Below are 18,609 nucleotides of genomic sequence, written 5' to 3'. Positions count from 1 at the left end.
GCCGTTGCTTGGCCGCATGCGCTCGCGTCGATGTCATCCAGCGCTGCTACAAAGCCCGTGCCAGGAAGGGGGCTGTACGGCTGTGCTCAGTCGTGGCTACCTGTTCGGGCGTGCCGCTGGCGACCACCTTGCCGCCGGCATCGCCCGCACCAGGGCCGATGTCGATCACCCAATCGCACTGGGCGACCACGCGCATGTCATGTTCGACCACCACCACGCTGTGGCCGTTGTCCACCAGGCGATTGAGCTGCACCAGCAAGCGGTCGACATCTTGTGGATGCAGGCCGTTGGTGGGCTCATCGAGCACGTACAAGGTGGCGCCGCGCGCCTGGCGTTGCAGCTCGGTGGCCAGCTTGATCCGTTGCGCTTCGCCCCCTGACAACTCCGTTGCCGGCTGGCCCAGGCGCAGATAGCCCAAGCCTATGTCTTGCAGCACCTGAAGCGCACGCCGCGCCGATGGCTGATCCTCAAACACGCTCAACGCCTGTTCCACGGTCAGGTGCAGCACCTCGGCGATATTCATGCCACGCCAGACAACCGCGAGGGTCTCTGGATTGTAGCGGGCCCCGTGGCAGGTCGGGCAAGGAGCGAACACGCTTGGCATGAACAGCAACTCGACACTGACAAACCCTTCGCCTTCGCACGTAGGGCATCGGCCCTTGGCCACGTTGAAGGAGAAACGCCCGGCATCGAAACCCTGGGCCTTGGCCTGTTCGGTACTGGCGAACAATTTGCGTACATGATCGAACAGACCGGTGTAGGTGGCCAAGTTGGAGCGAGGCGTGCGGCCGATTGGTTTCTGGTCTACCTGCACCAGCCGCTTGATGTGCTCAAGGCCTGCGCTGACGCGGCCCGTGCTCACCTGCTCTGGCTCATCTTCCAGGTCCGCCTCCTGAGTATCCTGTGAAGCCTCGACGTGGCCCAGGTGTGCGCCCACCAACTCCAGCAGGGCCTGGCTGACCAGGCTCGATTTGCCGGAGCCCGAGATGCCGGTCACCGCCGTGAAGCAGCCCAGCGGGAACGCTGCGCTGAGGTTGTCGAGGTTGTTACGGGTTATGCCTTCCAGGTGTAGCCATGCCTGGGGCTCGCGTAATGGGCGCGGTGTCTTGTCCTGTACCTGGAACAGATAGCGGGCCGTACACGATTGCTCGACCTGGGCCAGGTCAGCCGGCGGTCCGCTGTAGAGAACCTCACCTCCGTGCTCCCCGGCGGCCGGTCCCACGTCCACCAGCCAGTCCGCACGGCGCATGGTGTCCAGGTCGTGTTCGACCACGTACACCGAATTGCCCGCCTGCTTGAGGCGCTGCAGGGCTTCGAACAAGGCTTCACTGTCGGCGGGGTGCAGGCCGGCGGAGGGCTCGTCCAGCACATAGACCACGCCAAAGAGCTGCGAATTGAGCTGCGTGGCCAGGCGCAGGCGTTGCAGCTCGCCCGATGACAGGGTAGGGGTGCTGCGCTCGAGCGCCAGGTAACCCAGGCCGAGCTCGAGCAGCGTGTCGATGCGCACCAGCAGCTCACTGGCGATGCGTTGCGCGGCCAGGCGTTTTTCAACGGTCAGGTCATCGTCCTGGGTCAGGTACTCGGCTGCCGCCACCTTGCGCAGTACCTCGGCCAGGGCCTGCAGGGGCAGTTGCGACAACGCTGCGATGTCCAAACCTGCAAAGGTGACACTCAATGCCTCGGGCTTGAGACGTTTGCCCTGACACGTGGGGCAAGGACTTGGGCGCATGTAGCGGGACACGCGCTTGCGCATCTGCGCGCTTTGCGAGTGCATGAACGTATTCAGCACATAGCGCCGGGCGCCGGTAAACGTGCCTTGGTAGCTGGGCTCTGCCTTGCGCTTGAGGGCAGCGCGTGCCTGGGCGGGCGTAAGGCCCGCGTAGACCGGCACGGTGGGAGTTTCTTCGGTGTAGAGAATCCAGTCACGCTGCTTCTGGGGCAGATCGCGCCAGGGTACATCCACGTCATAGCCCAGGGTGACCAGAATGTCCCGCAGGTTCTGCCCTTGCCAGGCCATGGGCCAGGCAGCCACTGCCCGTTCCCGGATGCTCAGCGAGGGGTCGGGGACCATGGTCGCCTCGGTGACCTCATAGACCCGGCCGAGCCCATGGCACGCGGGGCAGGCGCCTTGAGGCGTGTTGGCCGAGAAATCCTCGGCATACAGCATCGGCTGGTTGGCAGGGTACTGGCCTGCGCGCGAGTACAGCATGCGGATGGAGCTCGATAGCATGGTGACACTGCCCACCGAAGACCGCGCACTCGGGCTGCCACGCTGTTGCTGCAGCGCCACCGCTGGCGGCAAGCCTTCGATGGCGTCCACGTCGGGCACACCCACTTGATCGATCAGGCGCCGAGCGTAAGGCGCCACCGATTCGAAATAGCGGCGCTGGGCCTCGGCATACAGTGTTGAGAAAGCCAAGGACGACTTGCCGGAACCCGACACGCCGGTAAACACCACCAATGCGTCGCGCGGTACATCGACATCGACATTCTTCAGGTTGTGCTCGCGCGCACCCCGTACACGAATGAAACCGCTGAAGGCAGGTGTGTCGCTTGGCATGTGGCTGTCCTTGCTTGGCAGTTGGGTCGGGAAGACATAGCAGGCAATCGATCACGTGTGTGGCCTGCGGTCGAATGGGGATCGCACGCTGTAGGACGCTTCAAGCGGCCAGGGAGTTCTACCGGGCAGCCTGCGAGCTGAGCGGAGCGTGGCCATCGACCTGGACGCACACCTGTCGGTCGCCCACCGTTTTGCAGGGCCAATGATCATTGATGTAAGCATCCGGGGTGAAACACACCCGGTCATCGTTGACCCAGAACATGTGGCCGCTCGATCCGGATAGACGCAATTGGGCGCACGGCCGATAGTCCTTGATCATGAGCGTTGCCGTGGTCACTGCAATCATCACCGGGGCCGCGATGCATATCGCCATGAGCGTGACCTGGAAGGAGCGGAGCTGGAAACGGTCAAGCCGGGACGCCCGCGGCGGGTCGAACTTGCGGCCGGTAAAAAGGCCGATAATGGCGGCGAGGACCACGATGGGCGTCAACGGAATCACACCGATCATGAAGAACGCCTTGAACGAAGTCTCGACTACCGGGGCGTTGCGGTACAGGCGGCCAAAGACCGGCAGCACATCCATCCAGATGGCATACATCGCCAGGCTGCACACTGCGACCATGCCCAATCCCAGCCCCAGGGCTACGCAGCGAAACAAAAGCGGGCTGCGCAGGTGAAGTTCAGCCCGCTGTTTCATCGATTCCCGCCGGCGCCCTGTCCGTGCCCAATAACGCCCATAGGCGCGCATCTTCGAAGTTATCGATGACCAGGCGCGCACCTGCCTCGATCAAACGTTGTGGCGTCTGGGTGGTGGCAAGGCCGACTGTGAAGATCCCGGCAGCGCTGGCTGCCCGAACGCCCGGCAGCGAGTCTTCAAACGCCAACGCCTGGTCGGCATGGGCCTGCAGCCGCTGCAGGCCGGTCAGGTAGGGAAGCGGGTCGGGTTTGGGCTTGGCCAGTTCATCGGCAATTACCACGTGGTCGAACCTGTCGCTCAACTTCAGGCCTGCGAGCATGTGTTCGGCATTGAGCCGTGGGGCGTTGGTTACCACGCACATGCCTACGCCGTGGGTGCTGGCGTGATCGAGCAGACGAATCAGCCCAGGCAGCGGCTCGAGCTTTGGCGACATTTCACGGAAAAGCGCTTCCTTGCGCTCAGCCAGTGCCTGGCACTGCGAGGCACTGGCGCCTTCGAACAACTCGGCGAACAGTTCGCCATTGGCCCGGCCACTGATTTGGGCATCGAACTGGTCCTGGCTCAATTCGCGGCCATCGTACTCATGCAGTAGCTGGCGAAAAGCCTGTAAATGGAGGGTATCGGTGTCTGTGAGGGTGCCATCGAGGTCGAACAGCAAAGCATTGAACATCAGGATTTCCCAGTCAGGTACGGGGTGGCCAGACGATGATAACCAATGACGACGACGAAGGGGGCTGGTCAGCGTGCTCCGGAAAGAGTACAAATGTGCTCCATGGACACTCTAACCCCTAAGCGCCGCGCCATTTTCGATTTCATTCGCGAGCGCATCACCGAACAAGGCCAACCGCCTAGCCTGGCCGATATCGCCACGCGCTTTGGTTTTGCCTCACGCAGCGTGGCCCGCAAGCACATCACCGCGCTGTGCCAGGCAGGCTACATCGACGTCACCCCCAATCAGGCCCGCAGTATTCGCCTGGCAAGGCCGTTACGCCGGCCTGAAATGCTGGAACTGCCGGTCCTCGGGCAGGTCGCGGCCGGTGCGCCGATCGGGCCAGACCTGGACATCCACGAGCAATTGCTGCTCGACCCCAGCCTGTTTCGCCGCACCCCCGATTACCTGCTCAAGGTGCGTGGGGACTCGATGATAGGTGACGGCATCCTCGACGGCGACCTGGTCGGCATCCGCCAGCAGGGCGATGCGCGGGACGGGCAGATCGTGGTCGCTCGGCTGGACGGCGAGGTGACCATCAAGCGCCTCCAGCGCCTGGGCGAGGGCTATCGGCTGCTGCCGCGCAACCCGGCTTACGCGCCGATTGACGTAGGGCCGGACCAGGATCTCTTCATCGAAGGCATCTTCTGTGGCCTGGTGCGGCGCGACTGATGGGCGCGGTCGTCGATCTGGACAGGCTGCTCGACCAGCGTCGGGTGTGGCGCGGCCGTCAAGCCCAGGCCCGGCCACTGGGCCTGCAACCGACCGGGCATGCCAGCCTGGACGAACGCCTGCCCGAAGGCGGCTGGCCGGCAGCGGCCCTCAGCGAATTGTTGCTCGCCCGCCCTGGCAGCGGCGAACTGCAACTGCTCTGGCCCACGCTGGCGCGCCTGAGCGGCGAGGGCGGACGCGTGGTGTTGGTATCACCTCCCTTCATCCCTTTTGCACCAGCCTGGCAGGCGGCGGGCATCGACCTGCGCTGGCTGTTCCAGGTCGACGCGGGCACCACCGACACCCTGTGGGCCGCCGAGCAGTGCCTGCGTTCGGGCAGTTGTGCCGCTGTGGTGTGCTGGCCAGAACGCGCCGACGACCGCGCCTTGCGCCGCTTGCAGGTCGCGGCGGAAACCGGGCAGGCCCTGGCGTTCGCCTGCCGCGGGCAAGCGGCCCTGCACAATCCGTCGCCTGCGGCATTGCGCCTGGCCATCGACGTACGCCCACCCCAGTGGCGGGTGCTCAAATGCCGTGGCGGCATGCCGCCAGCCCAACCGATCGCGTGTTCAAGGCAGGGATGATGGATCATGTTGTGGGCCTGCATTCTATTTCCGCAGTTGGCGCTGGACAGCCTGCTGCGCGAGCGCGACGACCGTGACGCACCCCTGGTGCTGCTGGGTGGTCCCAGTCAGCGCCGGGTCCTGCAGTCGGTCAACCCAGCGGCCGCCGCCCTGGGGCTTCGCGCCGGTCAAACCCTGACGGCAGCCCGTGCCCTGGCTGACGGCTTCACCTGCCTTGAAGTCGACCCCAGGCGCATCGATGCGTTGCAGCAGTTGCTGGCCGCCTGGGCCTACCGTTTCAGTGCCCAGGTCAGCTTGCACTACCCGCGAACTTTGTTGCTGGAGGTAGGGTCCAGCCTGCAGTTGTTCGGGCCGTGGCCAGTATTGCAGGCGCGCCTGCGCCAGGAACTGTCTGCGCTGGGCCTGCGTCAGCGCATCGTCCTGGCCAGCAACCCGGTGGCTGCGCGCATGCTGGCCAATGCTCACGACGGGTTGGCGTTGGAAGATGCCGCTTCGACCCGTGCAGCGTTGGCCGAAATGCCCATCGACCGGATCGGTCTGCGACCGGAGGATGCCCAGGCCTTTAGCCGCATGGGATTGCGCCAGCTCAATCATGTGCTGGCGCTGCCGCGTGATGCACTGGCCAGGCGCTTTGCTCCCCAGGTGCAGTTGCACCTGGATCAGTTGCTGGGCATGCGCAACCTGGGCCTTGCGTTCTTCGAACCGCCCGATCGTTTCGACGCGCGGTTGGAGCTGAACTTCGATGTGGAGTCGCATCAGGCGCTGTTGTTCCCATTACGTCGCCTGCTGACCGACCTGGCCGCGTTCCTGGCGGGGCGCGACTGTGGTGTCCAGCGTTTCAAGGTGTACATGGAGCACGCGCAGGGCTCTGACACCCAGCTCGACGTTGGATTGTTGGCTGCAGAACGCGACCCGGCCATGTTGCTGGAACTGGCCCGTGGCAGGCTGGAATCGGTGCGCCTGAAGGCGCCGGTGCGTAACCTGCGCCTGGTGGCCGAGGATTTGCCACCGTTCGTACCTCAACACAAGGCGTTGTTCGACCCGCGTGCCCAGCAGGCCCAACCGTGGGAACAACTGCGCGAACGCTTGCGTGCACGCCTGGGTGACCAGGCCGTGACGGGGCTCAGTGCCTTGGCGGACCATCGTCCTGAACAAGCATGGCAGGCCAATGAAATCGGCCAGTGGTCCAGCCTGTGCGTTGCACCCGGAAGCCGTCCTGGCTGGCTGCTGGCAACCCCCACGGTGCTCGAAGAGCAGGCGTACCAGGTTCAGGGGCAGGCCGAGCGCATCGAGTCCGGTTGGTGGGACGGCGGGGACGTGCGCCGTGATTACTATCGCATCGAAACCCGTGAGGGCCTGCGTGGGTGGGCCTACCGCGACCTCGGCCAAGGCGGCCCGCTGTGGCTGCAGGGCTGGTTCTGATGAGCGGCGTTGGCTACGCCGAGTTGCATTGCCTGAGCAACTTCAGTTTCCAGCGCGGGGCTTCAAGCGCCGATGAGTTGTTCCGCCGGGCTCGCGAGCAAGGCTACCAAGCCCTGGCCATTACCGACGAATGCACGTTGGCTGGCATCGTGCGCGCATGGCAAGCGGCGAAAGAGCAGGGTGTACGGCTGATCGTCGGCAGCGAAGTGCAACTGCAGGACGGGCCCAAGCTGGTGCTGCTGGTGCAAGACCTGCAGGGCTACCAGAACCTTTGCGCCTTGATCACCCGTGCGCGGCGTCGGGCGTCCAAGGGGAACTACCAGCTATTTCGCGAGGACCTGCCTGCGCACAGCCCGGGCCTGTTGGCATTATGGGTGCCTGACGATATGGCCGATCAGGCGGTGGGCGAGTGGTTGAGGGAAGTCTTCGAGCACCGCCTATGGCTGGCCGTGCATCTTCACCGCGGTGTCGATGACGACCAGCGCCTGGCGCGTCTGCGCGCATTGGCGACGGCCTTGGGTGTGCAGGCGGTGGCGTGCGGGGACGTTCACATGCATGTGCGCGGTCGGCGCGCCCTGCAAGACTGCATGACGGCCATTGGCCGACGGTGCCAAGTGGCTGAGGCAGGGCGCTTTCTGTACGCCAACGGCGAACGTCATTTGCGTACCCCTGCCCAATTGGCCGAGTTGTATCCTGCCGACTTGCTGGCCCAGACCTTGGTGATAGCCGAGCATTGCCGTTTCGACCTCGCCGAGCTGCGCTACCGCTATCCCGAAGAACTGGTGCCCGCCGGGCATACCCCTGCCAGTTGGTTGCGTCAGCTGTGCGAACAAGGGTTGCCGCTGCGCTGGCCCCAGGGCCCGAGCACCCAAGTCCGCCAAGCCCTCGATCGAGAGCTGGCCTTGATCAGCGAGCTGGGCTACGAGAGTTATTTCCTCACCGTCCACGACATCGTGGCCTTTGCCCGTGAGCAGCACATCCTGTGCCAGGGGCGCGGCTCTGCAGCCAACTCGGTGGTGTGCTTCGTGCTGGGGATCACCGAGCTGGACCCCATGAAGCATCGCTTGCTGTTCGAGCGCTTTTTGTCACGCGAGCGCAACGAGCCGCCGGATATCGATGTGGACTTCGAGCACGATCGGCGCGAGGAAGTCATCCAGTATGTATTCAGGCGCTATGGTCGACACCGCGCGGCGTTGACAGCGGTGGTCAATACCTACCACGCCAGTGGGGCGGTACGCGATGTAGCTCGCGCATTGGGGCTGCCAGCCGACCAGGTGGACGCCCTGGCCAAGTGCTGCGGCCGCTGGAGCGACCGCATCCCCGATGAGCAGCGTCTGAACGAGGCGGGGTTCGATGCAGGCAGCCCGGTGGTGCGGCGCATCCTGGTGCTGGCCGGTGAGCTGATCGGTTTTCCCCGGCACTTGTCGCAACACCCAGGTGGCTTCGTCATCTCGCAACAACCCCTCGATCAGCTGGTGCCCGTGGAAAACGCGGCCATGGCCGAGCGTACCGTGATCCAGTGGGACAAGGATGACCTGGACATGGTCGGCCTGCTCAAGGTCGATGTGCTGGCACTGGGCATGCTCAGTGCACTGCGTCGCTGCTTTGCGCTGGTACAGCAGCACCGTGGGCGACACTTGACCCTGGCCACCGTCCCTGCCGAAGACCCGGCCACGTACGCCATGATCAGCCGCGCCGAGACCATGGGCGTGTTCCAGATCGAATCCAGGGCGCAAATGGCCATGTTGCCGCGCCTGCAGCCCAGGACCTTCTACGACCTGGTCATCGAGGTCGCCATCGTGCGTCCCGGTCCCATCCAGGGCGACATGGTCCATCCCTACTTGCGCAGGCGCCTGAAGCAGGAACCGGTGACGTACCCATCGCCCAAGCTCAAGGCGGTGTTCGAGCGCACCCTTGGCGTGCCGCTGTTCCAGGAGCAGGTGATGGAGTTGGCCATGGTCGCGGCGGACTACAGCCCCGGTGAGGCCGACCAACTGCGCCGCAGCATGGCCGCGTGGAAACGCCACGGCGGGCTGGAGCCGCACCGCGAGCGGTTGCTCGACGGCATGCAGCGCAATGGTTACGAACTGGCGTTCGCCGAACGCATCTTCGAACAGATCAAAGGCTTTGGCAGCTACGGATTCCCCGAATCCCACGCCGCCAGTTTTGCACTGCTGTGTTATGCCAGCAGTTGGTTGAAGTGCCACGAGCCGGCCATCTTCACCTGCGCGCTGGTCAACAGCTGGCCGATGGGGTTCTACAGCCCCGACCAACTGCTCCAGGAGGCTCGCCGCCAGGGCATTGAGGTGAGGCCGGTGGACGTGTGTCACAGCCAGTGGGACTGCACGCTCGAGCCAGGGCCTGGGGGTGAACTGGCAATCCGCATGGGCTTGCGCTTGGTCCGCGGCCTGGCCGAAGCCGATGTGCGCCGGCTCGAACAGGCAAGGGCCATGCAGCCTTGGCGAGACGTCGAGGACCTGTGCCTGCGCTCGGCCCTAGATGAGCGCGCCCGGGCTCGTCTGGCGGATGCAGGCGCCCTGGTCGCGCTGGCCAGGCACCGGCACCAGGCACGCTGGGAAGTGGCGGCGGTACAGGCGCAGCTGCCTTTGTTCGCCGACGTGCAGGCGGCCCCCGAGCAGCCGGTCGAGCTGCCGGCGCCTACCGTCGGCGAGGATTTGGTAGCCGACTATCACGCCATGGGCACGACCTTGGGGCCGCATCCATTGACCTTGCTGCGGTCCCGTCTGCGGGCACTGGGTTGTCGCAGTTCCGGCGAGCTGCAAGGTGTCGAACACGGCGACGCCATCGCCATGGCCGGGCTGGTGGTGGGCAGGCAGCGGCCACAGACCGCCAGTGGTGTGACCTTCGTCACGCTCGAGGATGAGTTCGGCATGGTCAACGTGGTGGTGTGGCGGGACCTGGCCGAACGGCAGCGGCGTGCGCTGGTCGGCGCCCGGCTGATGAAGGTCAGTGGCCGCCTGGAACAGGAAAATGGCGTGCGCCACCTGGTGGCCCGACGCCTGGAGGATGTCAGCGTGCTGCTGCAGGGGCTGGACGTACGCAGCCGGGATTTCCACTGACCCCCTGCAGCACAGCCTCGCTTACACCATCGCCAGGCGCTGCTTGCGGGTAGGCGCCTCGAATGCCTGGTCGATGGCGTTCAGGTCATCGGCGGTCAAGTTCAAACGCGTTGCCTCGGCATTGAGCCTGACATGCTCGGGCGTCACGGCTTTGGGAATGGCGATGACGCCGTTGTGGCGCGTGACCCAGGCCAGGCAGACCTGGGCCGGAGTAGCACCATGGTCGTTGGCGATTTGCTTGAGCACTGGGTGTTGCAGTAAACGCCCTGCCTGGGCCAGGGGGCAATAGGCCATGATGGGCAATCCATGCTGCACCGACCAGGGCAGCAGGTCGAATTCGATCCCTCGTTGCGCAGGGTTGTAGAGCACCTGGTTGGTGGCACAATCGGCGTTGTCCAATTCGCGAAGGTCATCCACGTCGAAGTTGGACACGCCCCAGTGCTTGATCTTGCCAGCCTCGCGCAGCCGCTCGAAAGCGTCCACGGTTTCGTGCAACGGGTACTGGCCGCGCCAGTGCAGCAGGTACAGATCGATGCAGTCGGTACCCAGGCGCTTGAGGCTGCGCTCGCAGGCGGCCTGCGTGCCGTGCTGGCTAGCGTTGTGCGGGTACACCTTGCTCACCAGAAATACCTCGTCCCGACGCCCGGCGATGGCCTGGCCCACCACTTGTTCCGCGCCACCTTCGGCATACATCTCGGCGGTGTCGATCAGGCGCATGCCCAGGTCGATGCCTTGTTGCAAGGCGGCGACTTCGGCCGCCCGACGGCTCGGGTCTTCGCCCATGTACCACGTACCCTGGCCGATGCTCGGCACGTTGGCGCCTGCCAATTTCACGTCACGCATGTTACCTCCGGTGGGTGGGTATTGTTCAGTAGAACATCCAGCAGCGCCTGGGCTGCCGTGGACAATGTGTGCTCGCGCAGGGCTATCACGCCAATGCGCCGTTCGACGGCAGGCTCGACCAGGGGGATACAGCGGGCCCCCAGCTCCTGCATCTGGGTAATGCAAAGCGCCGGTACCGCGCTGACGCCTAGACCGCTCGCGACCATGCGGCCAACGGTTGCAAGCTGATGGCTTTCGAAAGCCACAGCCAGTTTGCCGTGCTGCACCGCCACGTTCTGCTCAAGCAACAGGCGCACGGCAGAAGGACGCTGCAGCGCCACGAAATCCTCGGCAAGAAGCTGCGCCCAACTGATTTGCGCAAGCCGGGCCAAGGGCGAGTCAGCCGGCACGACTGCAACGAACCGGTCGAGGTACAGCGGGTGAAAGTGCAAGCCCTCGACATTGTCTGGCTCAAAGCCGATGCCCAGTTCGACGCGCCGATGCCTGACCAGTTCCTGCACCTGTTCGTTGATCACGTCGTGCACGGTCACGTTGACCTTGGGGTAGCACTGACGGAAAAGCTTGAGGGCCCCTGGTAACAGGTTGCCGGCAAAGGAGGGCATTGCCGCGATGGCCACCCGGCCCAGTTGCAGGGTGAAGCGCTGGCGCAGCATTTCCTCGGTGTCGTCCCAGTCAGCCAGCAGGCGACGGGCCAGCGGCAGCAGTACCTCGCCTTCTGCCGTCAGGCTGACGCTACGTGTGGTCCGGCTGAGCAGGGCGCCGCCCAGGTTCTCCTCCAGCGCCTTGATGGTCAGACTCAGTGCGGGCTGTGAGATGTGCAGGTGCTCGCCGGCCTGGGCAAAGCTCTGGAACTTGGCCACGGCGACGAAGGCGCGCAGTTGCTTCACATTCATGGGAATCGCCTATGCTTTGATTTGAAGTGCTTATCAATCGATCATAAAAACAAAATTAACAAATCAGTGAACAGGGGAGAAGATACCCCCACACGCTTACCGACGCCCCGTCGGCTCAACAACTACAAAAGGCGAACCAGCATGGCCGGATTGGACAAACGCGTAGCTACGTACGAACAGGCCCTGGAAGGGCTGACCGACGGCATGACGGTACTGGCCGGGGGGTTCGGCCTGTGCGGCATACCTGAAAACCTGATCGCCGAGATCAAGCGTCGCGGCGTCAAGGGCCTGACCGTGGTCTCCAACAACTGCGGCGTTGATGGCTTCGGCCTTGGCGTGCTGCTCGAAGACCACCAGATTCGCAAGATGGTCGCTTCCTACGTGGGGGAAAACGCCGAATTCGAGCGCCAGCTGCTTAGCGGGGAGCTTGAGGTCGAGCTCACGCCCCAGGGCACCCTGGCCGAAAAAATGCGCGCTGGCGGAGCGGGCATTCCTGCATTCTTCACTGCCACCGGTTATGGCACCCCGGTCGCCGAGGGTAAGGAAGTGCGGGAATTCAATGGTCGCAAGTACATCCTCGAAGAAGCCATCACCGGGGACTTTGCCATCGTCAAAGGCTGGAAGGCTGACCATTACGGCAACGTGATCTATCGCAACACCGCCCAGAACTTCAACCCTCTGGCCGCTACAGCCGGCAAGATCACCGTGGTCGAAGTCGAGGAAATCGTTGAGCCTGGCGTGCTGCTGCCCAGTGAAATCCATACCCCAGGCATCTTCGTGGACCGCGTCATCGTCGGCACCTTCGAGAAGCGCATCGAAAAACGCACCGTCAAGGCCTGAGCGCCCCTACAGAACAACAAAGAGATCCTGACCATGGCACTGACCCGCGAACAGATGGCCCAACGCGTTGCACGTGAACTCAAGGACGGTTACTACGTCAACTTGGGTATCGGTATTCCCACCTTGGTCGCCAATTATGTGCCGGCCGACATGGACGTGATGCTCCAGTCGGAAAACGGCCTGTTGGGCATGGGGGAATTCCCCACCGAAGCGACCCTTGATGCTGACATGATCAACGCGGGCAAACAGACTGTCACCGCCCGCATTGGTGCATCGATCTTCGACTCGGCGCAGTCGTTCGCCATGATCCGCGGCGGTCACGTCGACCTGACCGTGCTCGGTGCCTTCGAAGTGGACGTGCAGGGCAACATCGCTTCCTGGATGATCCCGGGCAAGCTGGTCAAGGGCATGGGGGGCGCCATGGACCTTGTGGCCGGTGCGGAAAACATCATCGTCACCATGACCCACGCCTCCAAGGACGGAGAGTCCAAGCTGCTGCCCCAGTGCAGCCTGCCGTTGACCGGCGCGGGCTGCATCCGCAAGGTGCTCACCGACCTGGCTTACCTTGAGATTGAGGACGGTGCATTCATCCTGCGCGAAACCGCGCCCGGTGTGAGCGTCGAAGAAATCGTCGCCAAGACGGCCGGCAAGCTCATCGTGGCCGATGATGTGAAGGAAATGACCTTCTAACCCCACATGCAATCTCACCCTGCTGCGACGAACCCGCTCGTCCAGGTTGCCGCCTTCACCACGGTACCTGGCGGGCGGGTTGGTTGGCGCAGGGTTCGCGCGTTTATGCGCGGCCTTTCATCTACCTATAAAACCAATAAAAGGACGCTTCCGTGGCCGCTGAACTACAAGACAGCCGCTCTGCACGCTTTGCCCTGCGCTGTTCCAACTGGGCCGAGCGCTGGTTCCCCGACTCCTGGGTATTCGCCGCCTTGGCAGTGCTGCTGGTGTGCCTGGGCGCGTTGGCCATGGGCGCCAAGCCCCTGGACACCGCCAAGGCCTTCGGGGATGGATTCTGGAGCCTGATTCCGTTCACCATGCAAATGGCATTCGTGGTCATCGGCGGCTATGTGGTCGCCAGTTCGCCGCCTGCCGCGCGGTTGATCGATCGTTTGGCCCGCATTCCGCGCAACGGTCGCTCGGCCGTTGCGTGGGTAGCCCTGATCTCGATGCTGGCGTCACTGCTCAACTGGGGCTTGTCCCTGGTCTTCGGTGGTCTGCTGGTGCGCGCGTTGGCGCGTCGTACCGACCTCAAGATGGACTACAGGGCTGCCGGTGCGGCGGCCTACCTGGGATTGGGTGCCGTTTGGGCGCTGGGGCTGTCCTCTTCGGCGGCTCAGTTGCAGGCCAATCCGGCCAGCCTTCCGCCCTCGATCCTGTCGATCACCGGCGTCATTCCATTCACCGAAACCATCTTCCTGTGGCAGTCTGGCGTGATGTTGGCGGCATTGGTCGTGGTATCGCTGGTCATCGCCTATGCCACGGCGCCGGGTCCCAACAGCGCGCGCAGCGCCGAGGCCTGTGGCGTGGACCCAAGCTTCAGCGCCCCGCCGGCACCGGCGCGTACACGCCCCGGCGAGTGGCTGGAGCACAGCCCAGTGCTGATTTTGTTGCTCGTTGCACTCGCCGCAGGCTGGCTGTATCAGGAGTTCGCGAGTAAACCCGCCATTACGGCCATCTCCGGCCTGAACACCTACAACCTGCTGTTCATCATGCTCGGCGCACTGCTGCACTGGCGGCCGCGCAGCTTCCTCGACGCGGTGGCCCGTGCCGTGCCCACCACCACCGGCGTGCTTATCCAGTTCCCGTTGTACGGCTCCATTGCCGCGATCCTCACCCAGGTCAAAGGGGTCGACGAACAGACGCTTGCCCATCACATCTCGCTGTTCTTCACCCAAATTGCCACCCACGATACCTATGCCCTGTTGATGGGTGTTTATTCGGCAGTACTGGGCTTCTTCATCCCGTCAGGCGGCGGCAAGTGGATCATCGAGGCGCCCTACGTGATGCTGGTGGCCAACGACCTGCAGTACCACCTCGGCTGGGCCGTGCAGATCTACAACGCAGCCGAAGCGTTGCCCAACCTGATCAACCCGTTCTACATGTTGCCGTTGCTAGGGGTGCTTGGCCTGAAGGCGCGCGACCTGATCGGGTTTTCCTTCGTGCAGCTGCTCGTGCACGTCCCCTTGGTGCTGTTCCTGCTGTGGGCCTTGGGCACCACGCTGCAATACACGCCACCGGTCATGCCGTAGCGGCTGCTGATGACCACAGCACTGCGTCTTGCTTTAGGGTGAGGTGCAGGGCTGTGGTCAAGGTGCTTTCTCTAAGCCGCCCCTTGGCGCGCGAATAGCAACAGGCTCCCACCCCCTTGAATTCACCAAGCCACATTCCCACCACCTGCACAACTCAAGCGACGTTTTTTTGACTTGTTTGGACTAAGCCCATTGAGATTTATTATGGTGTCGGTTCATTGACGTAATGTCAGAGTGCCCATAAGCTCAAGTCAATACCGCAACACACCCCGCATCATCGCGCCACTTACTCATTGATTATCCTGGTTAAAAGGACGGCGTATGCGCACGACTCTGATTGTGAAATCGTTCTTTTTGTTGGTGCTGCTAAGCGGTGCCGCCCGCGCGGCTGATTCGTATATCAACCAGAGCAGTATCATTCCTGTTGCAACCGCGGGTTGGTTCTTCGCATTTGCAGTCGTGGGTTTTGTCGCCGTGGCCAATCGAAGAAAGATTTGAAAGACCGCTGTTATAGTCACTCAGGTAAGACCGCTTGAGTTGGCTTGTGAATTCGTCAAGCGTTGCTATATTGCCATTACCCTCTCGAAGTCTGGTCAACAGGGTTCGACGTGCCGCCTAGCGGCCGGCAGAGCGTGGCGCTTGCGGTGGTAACTGCGAAGTGGAGCGAGAGTTGGTGTGTTGTTCTCTTCAGTGCTCTAGTCGGGCCATTTGGCCGGAGGGACCCTCATGGTGCGTTCATTGTTCGCCGTCGTTGGCCTTGTTGCAATGTGGTCGGGTCAGTGCGCTGCCGCGCCCTCGGAATCGGCCTATCGCCTCAATCCCGGCGATGTGGTGATGGTTTCGGTCTGGCAGGAGGACAGCCTCAAGCAGGAGGCAACCGTGCTCCCCGATGGCAGCATCACGTTCCCACTGGCGGGCCGCATAGATGTTGCAGGGCTGGATGTGGCCTCGGTTGAAAAACAAGTGGCCAGCAAACTTGAAAAGTTCCTGCCCGACCCGAACGTCAGCGTGGTGGTCAAGAGTAACGCGGGCAACTTGGTGTATGTCCAAGGCAAGGTCATAAAGCCCGGCCCTGTGCAAATGTCAGGCCCCACGGCCGTGCTGCAGGCGTTGAGCATGTCGGGTGGGTTGGACAAGTTTGCCGATGAAAGCGAAATAATGGTCGTGCGTGGCACCGGCACGTCCCAACGAATCTTGCCCGTGCGATACAAGGACCTGGTGACGGGCCGCGACATGTCTACAAATTTCCAACTTCAGGCCGGTGACACACTGGTCGTTCCTTGATCATGCCTTTTAATAAGTAGACTTGATGCCTCTTCCAAGAACAACACGCATTGCCGCGGCAATTGTGGTCTTGCCGCTTGCGCACTCAACCCAGGCCGCTACCTGGCAGTCGACGATGGTGGTACCGACTTCGGTCGAACACGACAGCAACCCGCTGTTGCTATCGTCGGGCGAGAAAGGGGTGACACGTACCCTGATCGCACCTGACTACACCCTGATCGGCAGTTTCGGCCCAGATGAACTCCGGTTGGGTCTGGGCCTGGACATTCTGCGCTCATCCGACACCAACGTCGTCGATGACCGCGAAGACCCGGACATCAGCTTGGGCTGGCAACGCACCACCGAACGGGGGCAGTTCGGGCTCCTAGCACGCTACAACGAAACCTCGACGCTGTCGGGGACCGTACTCGATACGGGCGTAGTCACCACCGATGGCACGCAGAAGCTGTACACCTTGACGGGTAACTGGCGCCAGGCGATCACCGAACGCAGTACCCTGAGCAACGAAACGACCTATAACCGCGCCCGTTACGATATCAACAGCCTCACTGGCTACGACGAGCTGGCCAATACCCTGACCTGGACTTATGCCTGGAGCGAGCGCGCCGACGTTTATACCCGCTTCGGTGCTCGGCGTTATGAACCCGATGACGACCTGACCGCCACGGCCTCCAACAGCTACAGCCCGGCGGTGGGCATCAAGTACCAGTTCTCCGAGTCACTGAGCGCCGATGCACACCTGGGCGTCAACAAGGTGTCGGGCAGCCAAGGGGGCCGGCGCGGGGAGGGCGGCGTGGCGCTGCTGTACACCGGGGCACGCAGCGATGCCAGCCTGACGGTCGAGCGCAGCACCGTGGCCAGTGCCCAAGGCGGCTTCGCCCAGCTCGATCAGGTGCGTGGGGTCTGGAGCTATGCCCTCGACCCGTTGACCCGGGTAGGCGCCGACGCCGCCTGGCAGGACAGTAAGGGCCAGATACCCAATACCTTGCAGATCTACAGCCTCTGGGCCAGCCGCCAATTGTCCCCCTATTGGGACGTGCGCCTGGCGCTGACCTACAAGGAGCGCAAGCAGGACCTTGACGGCGATGCGACCGCCACGATCGTTGGCTTGACCCTGACATACCGCTATCCCGACATCTGAACCGCTTGCAGGTGGCCCCATGAAGTCCGATTACGAGCTCTCCCTCAGAGATTACATCGCCATTATCAAGGACCGGGCCGTGGTGTTGGGGGGCAGCGCAGCCGTCATCCTGGCCGCCACCGTCGCCGTGGCGTTGATGGTGCCACCGATCTACCAGTCCACCGGCACGATCCTGGTGGAGTCCCAGCAGATCTCACCCGAACTGGTGTCAACCAACACCACCAGCTTTGCCGACGAGCGCATCGAGGTTATTCGCCAGCGGGTGATGACGCGGGAAAACCTACTGCGCATCATCGACAAGTACGGACTGTTTGCTGACAAGCGCTTGAGCGAAAGCGACAAGATCGACCAGATGCGCAACGCCATCGCGGTCCAGACGTTGACCACGTTCGTGCGTGGACGCGGCGAGGCGACGGTGGCCTTCAACGTGTCCTTCGAACATCGTCAACCAGAGCTGACCAAAGAAGTCGCCGATGAACTGGTGACACTGTTTCTCAATGAGAACCTCAAGCAGCGCACGGAGCGGGCCAACGAGACCACCGAGTTTCTGACCCAGGAGGCGAACAAGCTGGGGGCAGAGCTGGCCAGCCTGGAGAACCAGTTGGCCGACTTCAAGCAGGCCCATGCCAACGCGTTGCCTGAGCATCAGACGCTGCGCATGAACATGCTTTCGCGGGCAGAGCTCGAGTTCCGCGAGGTAGACCGCGACTACAAGGCGGCCCAGGAGGAACTGCGCTACCTGGAGCTTGAGCTGTCCGCCGCCAATGCCGGCCTTGGTACCAAAACCGGGGAGGGCGCGCGTCCAGCCGGCGCGGATCAGCCTCAGGACCTGGCCAGCCTGAAGGCCGAATACGCCCGCTTGTTGACCCGCTACAAGGAAGCGCACCCCGACGTGGCCGCGGTCAAACGCAAGATTCAAGCGCTGGAGGCCAGTGGCCAGACCGGTAGCGTGGCCTCGACGGTGAGCCTGGATGCGGCACGCGTAAGGGCCAAGATGAGCGCCGCACAGGTGCGTATTGCCTCGTTGGCCGAGCAGAAGCGCGAATTGACCCGCAAGATGGAAGGGTACGAAGCCGAGATTCTCGAAGCGCCGCAGGTTGAGCGCGACCTGGTGACGCTGATGCGCGACCATGACAACGCGCGCAAGAAATACGAGGAGATCCGGGCCAAGGAAATGGGCGCCAAGATCACCGAGAGCCTCGAGCAGGAAAACAAGGCCGAGCGTTTCGTACTGCTCGAACCGCCCTTGATGCCCGAAAAGCCTATCAAGCCCAACCGCAAGAAAATCGCGGCACTGGGGCTGGTGCTGGCGCCGGCAGGTGGTGGGGCGCTGGTCATGTTGCTGGAGATGCTCAACCAGCGGGTGCGGGGCGTGGGCGCCCTTGAGAACCTGCTGGGCAGGCGCGTACTGGTGGCGCTGCCTTACATCGACACCCGCGCCGACGTGGCCAGGCGCAAGCGCTGGCGCAACGGCCTGATTCTGGCAGCGTTGTGTCTGGTGGCTATCCTGGTAGGGCTGGTACACCTCTTCTACATGCCGCTGGATGTGCTGTTGCTCAAGCTCACTTCCAGGTTTGCATAGGAAAG

General features: G+C 63.1%; 16 protein-coding genes. 11 read left to right on the top strand and 5 right to left on the bottom strand.

Going from position 1 to position 18,609, the window contains the following annotated elements; translation table 11 throughout:
- Positions 1 to 46 precede the first annotated feature (46 nt).
- The 3 genes from uvrA to B2J77_RS11320 form a co-directional block, all read right to left on the bottom strand.
- A complete protein-coding gene (gene uvrA, locus B2J77_RS11330; RefSeq protein WP_058639209.1) occupies positions 47 to 2,560 on the bottom strand; it encodes an excinuclease ABC subunit UvrA in 2,514 nt (837 codons plus the stop codon).
- A 118-nt stretch (positions 2,561 to 2,678) separates the two neighbouring features.
- On the bottom strand, positions 2,679 to 3,257 hold the full coding sequence (locus tag B2J77_RS11325) for a hypothetical protein (protein WP_058639210.1): 579 nt from the start codon (positions 3,255 to 3,257) through the stop codon (positions 2,679 to 2,681).
- Positions 3,241 to 3,927, bottom strand: a complete 687-nt coding sequence (locus B2J77_RS11320) for an HAD family hydrolase (protein WP_058639211.1) — start codon at positions 3,925 to 3,927, stop codon at positions 3,241 to 3,243. The genes B2J77_RS11325 and B2J77_RS11320 overlap by 17 nt, the downstream gene beginning before the upstream one ends.
- Before the next feature lie 93 nt (positions 3,928 to 4,020).
- Here B2J77_RS11320 and lexA point away from each other — a divergent pair, with 93 nt between their 5' ends.
- From lexA to B2J77_RS11300, 4 genes are read left to right on the top strand one after another with little or no spacing between them, the layout of a single operon-like run.
- The gene (lexA, locus tag B2J77_RS11315; protein WP_058639212.1) at positions 4,021 to 4,638 is read left to right on the top strand and encodes a transcriptional repressor LexA; all 618 of its coding nucleotides are present in this window, start codon (positions 4,021 to 4,023) and stop codon (positions 4,636 to 4,638) included.
- Positions 4,638 to 5,258, top strand: coding sequence for a translesion DNA synthesis-associated protein ImuA (gene imuA, locus B2J77_RS11310; protein ID WP_058604651.1), 621 nt, complete (start codon positions 4,638 to 4,640; stop codon positions 5,256 to 5,258). Before lexA ends, imuA begins: the two co-directional genes overlap by 1 nt.
- A 6-nt stretch (positions 5,259 to 5,264) precedes the next feature.
- Positions 5,265 to 6,680, top strand: coding sequence for a Y-family DNA polymerase (locus B2J77_RS11305; protein ID WP_078478668.1), 1,416 nt, complete (start codon positions 5,265 to 5,267; stop codon positions 6,678 to 6,680).
- Complete coding sequence (locus B2J77_RS11300; protein ID WP_078479426.1) at positions 6,680 to 9,760, top strand: error-prone DNA polymerase; 3,081 nt, start codon at positions 6,680 to 6,682, stop codon at positions 9,758 to 9,760. Before B2J77_RS11305 ends, B2J77_RS11300 begins: the two co-directional genes overlap by 1 nt.
- Before the next feature lie 21 nt (positions 9,761 to 9,781).
- On the opposite strand, the gene B2J77_RS11295 is transcribed toward B2J77_RS11300, so the two are convergent.
- Together B2J77_RS11295 and B2J77_RS11290 are read right to left on the bottom strand one after the other, a co-directional pair.
- Positions 9,782 to 10,603 (bottom strand): aldo/keto reductase, encoded by an 822-nt coding sequence (locus B2J77_RS11295; RefSeq protein ID WP_078478667.1) that lies wholly within the window; start codon positions 10,601 to 10,603, stop codon positions 9,782 to 9,784.
- Positions 10,591 to 11,496, bottom strand: a complete 906-nt coding sequence (locus B2J77_RS11290; RefSeq protein ID WP_058604648.1) for a LysR family transcriptional regulator — start codon at positions 11,494 to 11,496, stop codon at positions 10,591 to 10,593. The genes B2J77_RS11295 and B2J77_RS11290 overlap by 13 nt, the downstream gene beginning before the upstream one ends.
- A gap of 141 nt (positions 11,497 to 11,637) precedes the next feature.
- On the opposite strand from B2J77_RS11290, the gene B2J77_RS11285 reads away from it, so the two are divergent.
- From B2J77_RS11285 to B2J77_RS11260, 7 genes are all read left to right on the top strand, one after another.
- The gene (locus B2J77_RS11285; protein WP_058604647.1) at positions 11,638 to 12,336 is read left to right on the top strand and encodes a CoA transferase subunit A; all 699 of its coding nucleotides are present in this window, start codon (positions 11,638 to 11,640) and stop codon (positions 12,334 to 12,336) included.
- Positions 12,337 to 12,369: 33 nt separating this feature from the next.
- Positions 12,370 to 13,026, top strand: coding sequence for a CoA transferase subunit B (locus B2J77_RS11280; RefSeq protein WP_023535443.1), 657 nt, complete (start codon positions 12,370 to 12,372; stop codon positions 13,024 to 13,026).
- A gap of 152 nt (positions 13,027 to 13,178) precedes the next feature.
- On the top strand, positions 13,179 to 14,597 hold the full coding sequence (locus B2J77_RS11275) for a short-chain fatty acid transporter (protein WP_058639215.1): 1,419 nt from the start codon (positions 13,179 to 13,181) through the stop codon (positions 14,595 to 14,597).
- Positions 14,598 to 14,918: 321 nt separating this feature from the next.
- Entirely contained in the window at positions 14,919 to 15,095 is a 177-nt protein-coding gene (gene eppA / locus B2J77_RS21500; RefSeq protein ID WP_193755012.1) for an EPS-associated small membrane protein EppA, read from the top strand.
- A gap of 228 nt (positions 15,096 to 15,323) precedes the next feature.
- A complete protein-coding gene (locus tag B2J77_RS11270) occupies positions 15,324 to 15,881 on the top strand; it encodes a polysaccharide biosynthesis/export family protein (protein WP_058604644.1) in 558 nt (185 codons plus the stop codon).
- Positions 15,882 to 15,906: 25 nt separating this feature from the next.
- Positions 15,907 to 17,022, top strand: coding sequence for a hypothetical protein (locus B2J77_RS11265; protein ID WP_058639216.1), 1,116 nt, complete (start codon positions 15,907 to 15,909; stop codon positions 17,020 to 17,022).
- Positions 17,023 to 17,041: 19 nt separating this feature from the next.
- Positions 17,042 to 18,604, top strand: a complete 1,563-nt coding sequence (locus B2J77_RS11260) for a GumC family protein (protein WP_078478666.1) — start codon at positions 17,042 to 17,044, stop codon at positions 18,602 to 18,604.
- Positions 18,605 to 18,609 lie beyond the last annotated feature (5 nt).

The organism is Pseudomonas parafulva (genome assembly GCF_002021815.1).
GTDB classification, from domain to species: domain Bacteria; phylum Pseudomonadota; class Gammaproteobacteria; order Pseudomonadales; family Pseudomonadaceae; genus Aquipseudomonas; species Aquipseudomonas parafulva_B.
This window is presented reverse-complemented; position numbering and strand designations above follow the sequence as displayed.

Bases quoted from the DNA above. Each gene is read 5' to 3' on its own strand.
- uvrA (WP_058639209.1), bottom strand. From the start codon at position 2,560: ATGCCAAGCGACACACCTGCCTTCAGCGGTTTCATTCGTGTACGGGGT.
- B2J77_RS11325 (WP_058639210.1), bottom strand. From the start codon at position 3,257: ATGAAACAGCGGGCTGAACTTCACCTGCGCAGCCCGCTTTTGTTTCGC.
- B2J77_RS11320 (WP_058639211.1), bottom strand. From the start codon at position 3,927: ATGTTCAATGCTTTGCTGTTCGACCTCGATGGCACCCTCACAGACACC.
- lexA (WP_058639212.1), top strand. From the start codon at position 4,021: ATGTGCTCCATGGACACTCTAACCCCTAAGCGCCGCGCCATTTTCGAT.
- imuA (WP_058604651.1), top strand. From the start codon at position 4,638: ATGGGCGCGGTCGTCGATCTGGACAGGCTGCTCGACCAGCGTCGGGTG.
- B2J77_RS11305 (WP_078478668.1), top strand. From the start codon at position 5,265: ATGTTGTGGGCCTGCATTCTATTTCCGCAGTTGGCGCTGGACAGCCTG.
- B2J77_RS11300 (WP_078479426.1), top strand. From the start codon at position 6,680: ATGAGCGGCGTTGGCTACGCCGAGTTGCATTGCCTGAGCAACTTCAGT.
- B2J77_RS11295 (WP_078478667.1), bottom strand. From the start codon at position 10,603: ATGCGTGACGTGAAATTGGCAGGCGCCAACGTGCCGAGCATCGGCCAG.
- B2J77_RS11290 (WP_058604648.1), bottom strand. From the start codon at position 11,496: ATGAATGTGAAGCAACTGCGCGCCTTCGTCGCCGTGGCCAAGTTCCAG.
- B2J77_RS11285 (WP_058604647.1), top strand. From the start codon at position 11,638: ATGGCCGGATTGGACAAACGCGTAGCTACGTACGAACAGGCCCTGGAA.
- B2J77_RS11280 (WP_023535443.1), top strand. From the start codon at position 12,370: ATGGCACTGACCCGCGAACAGATGGCCCAACGCGTTGCACGTGAACTC.
- eppA (WP_193755012.1), top strand. From the start codon at position 14,919: ATGCGCACGACTCTGATTGTGAAATCGTTCTTTTTGTTGGTGCTGCTA.
- B2J77_RS11270 (WP_058604644.1), top strand. From the start codon at position 15,324: ATGGTGCGTTCATTGTTCGCCGTCGTTGGCCTTGTTGCAATGTGGTCG.
- B2J77_RS11265 (WP_058639216.1), top strand. From the start codon at position 15,907: ATGCCTCTTCCAAGAACAACACGCATTGCCGCGGCAATTGTGGTCTTG.
- B2J77_RS11260 (WP_078478666.1), top strand. From the start codon at position 17,042: ATGAAGTCCGATTACGAGCTCTCCCTCAGAGATTACATCGCCATTATC.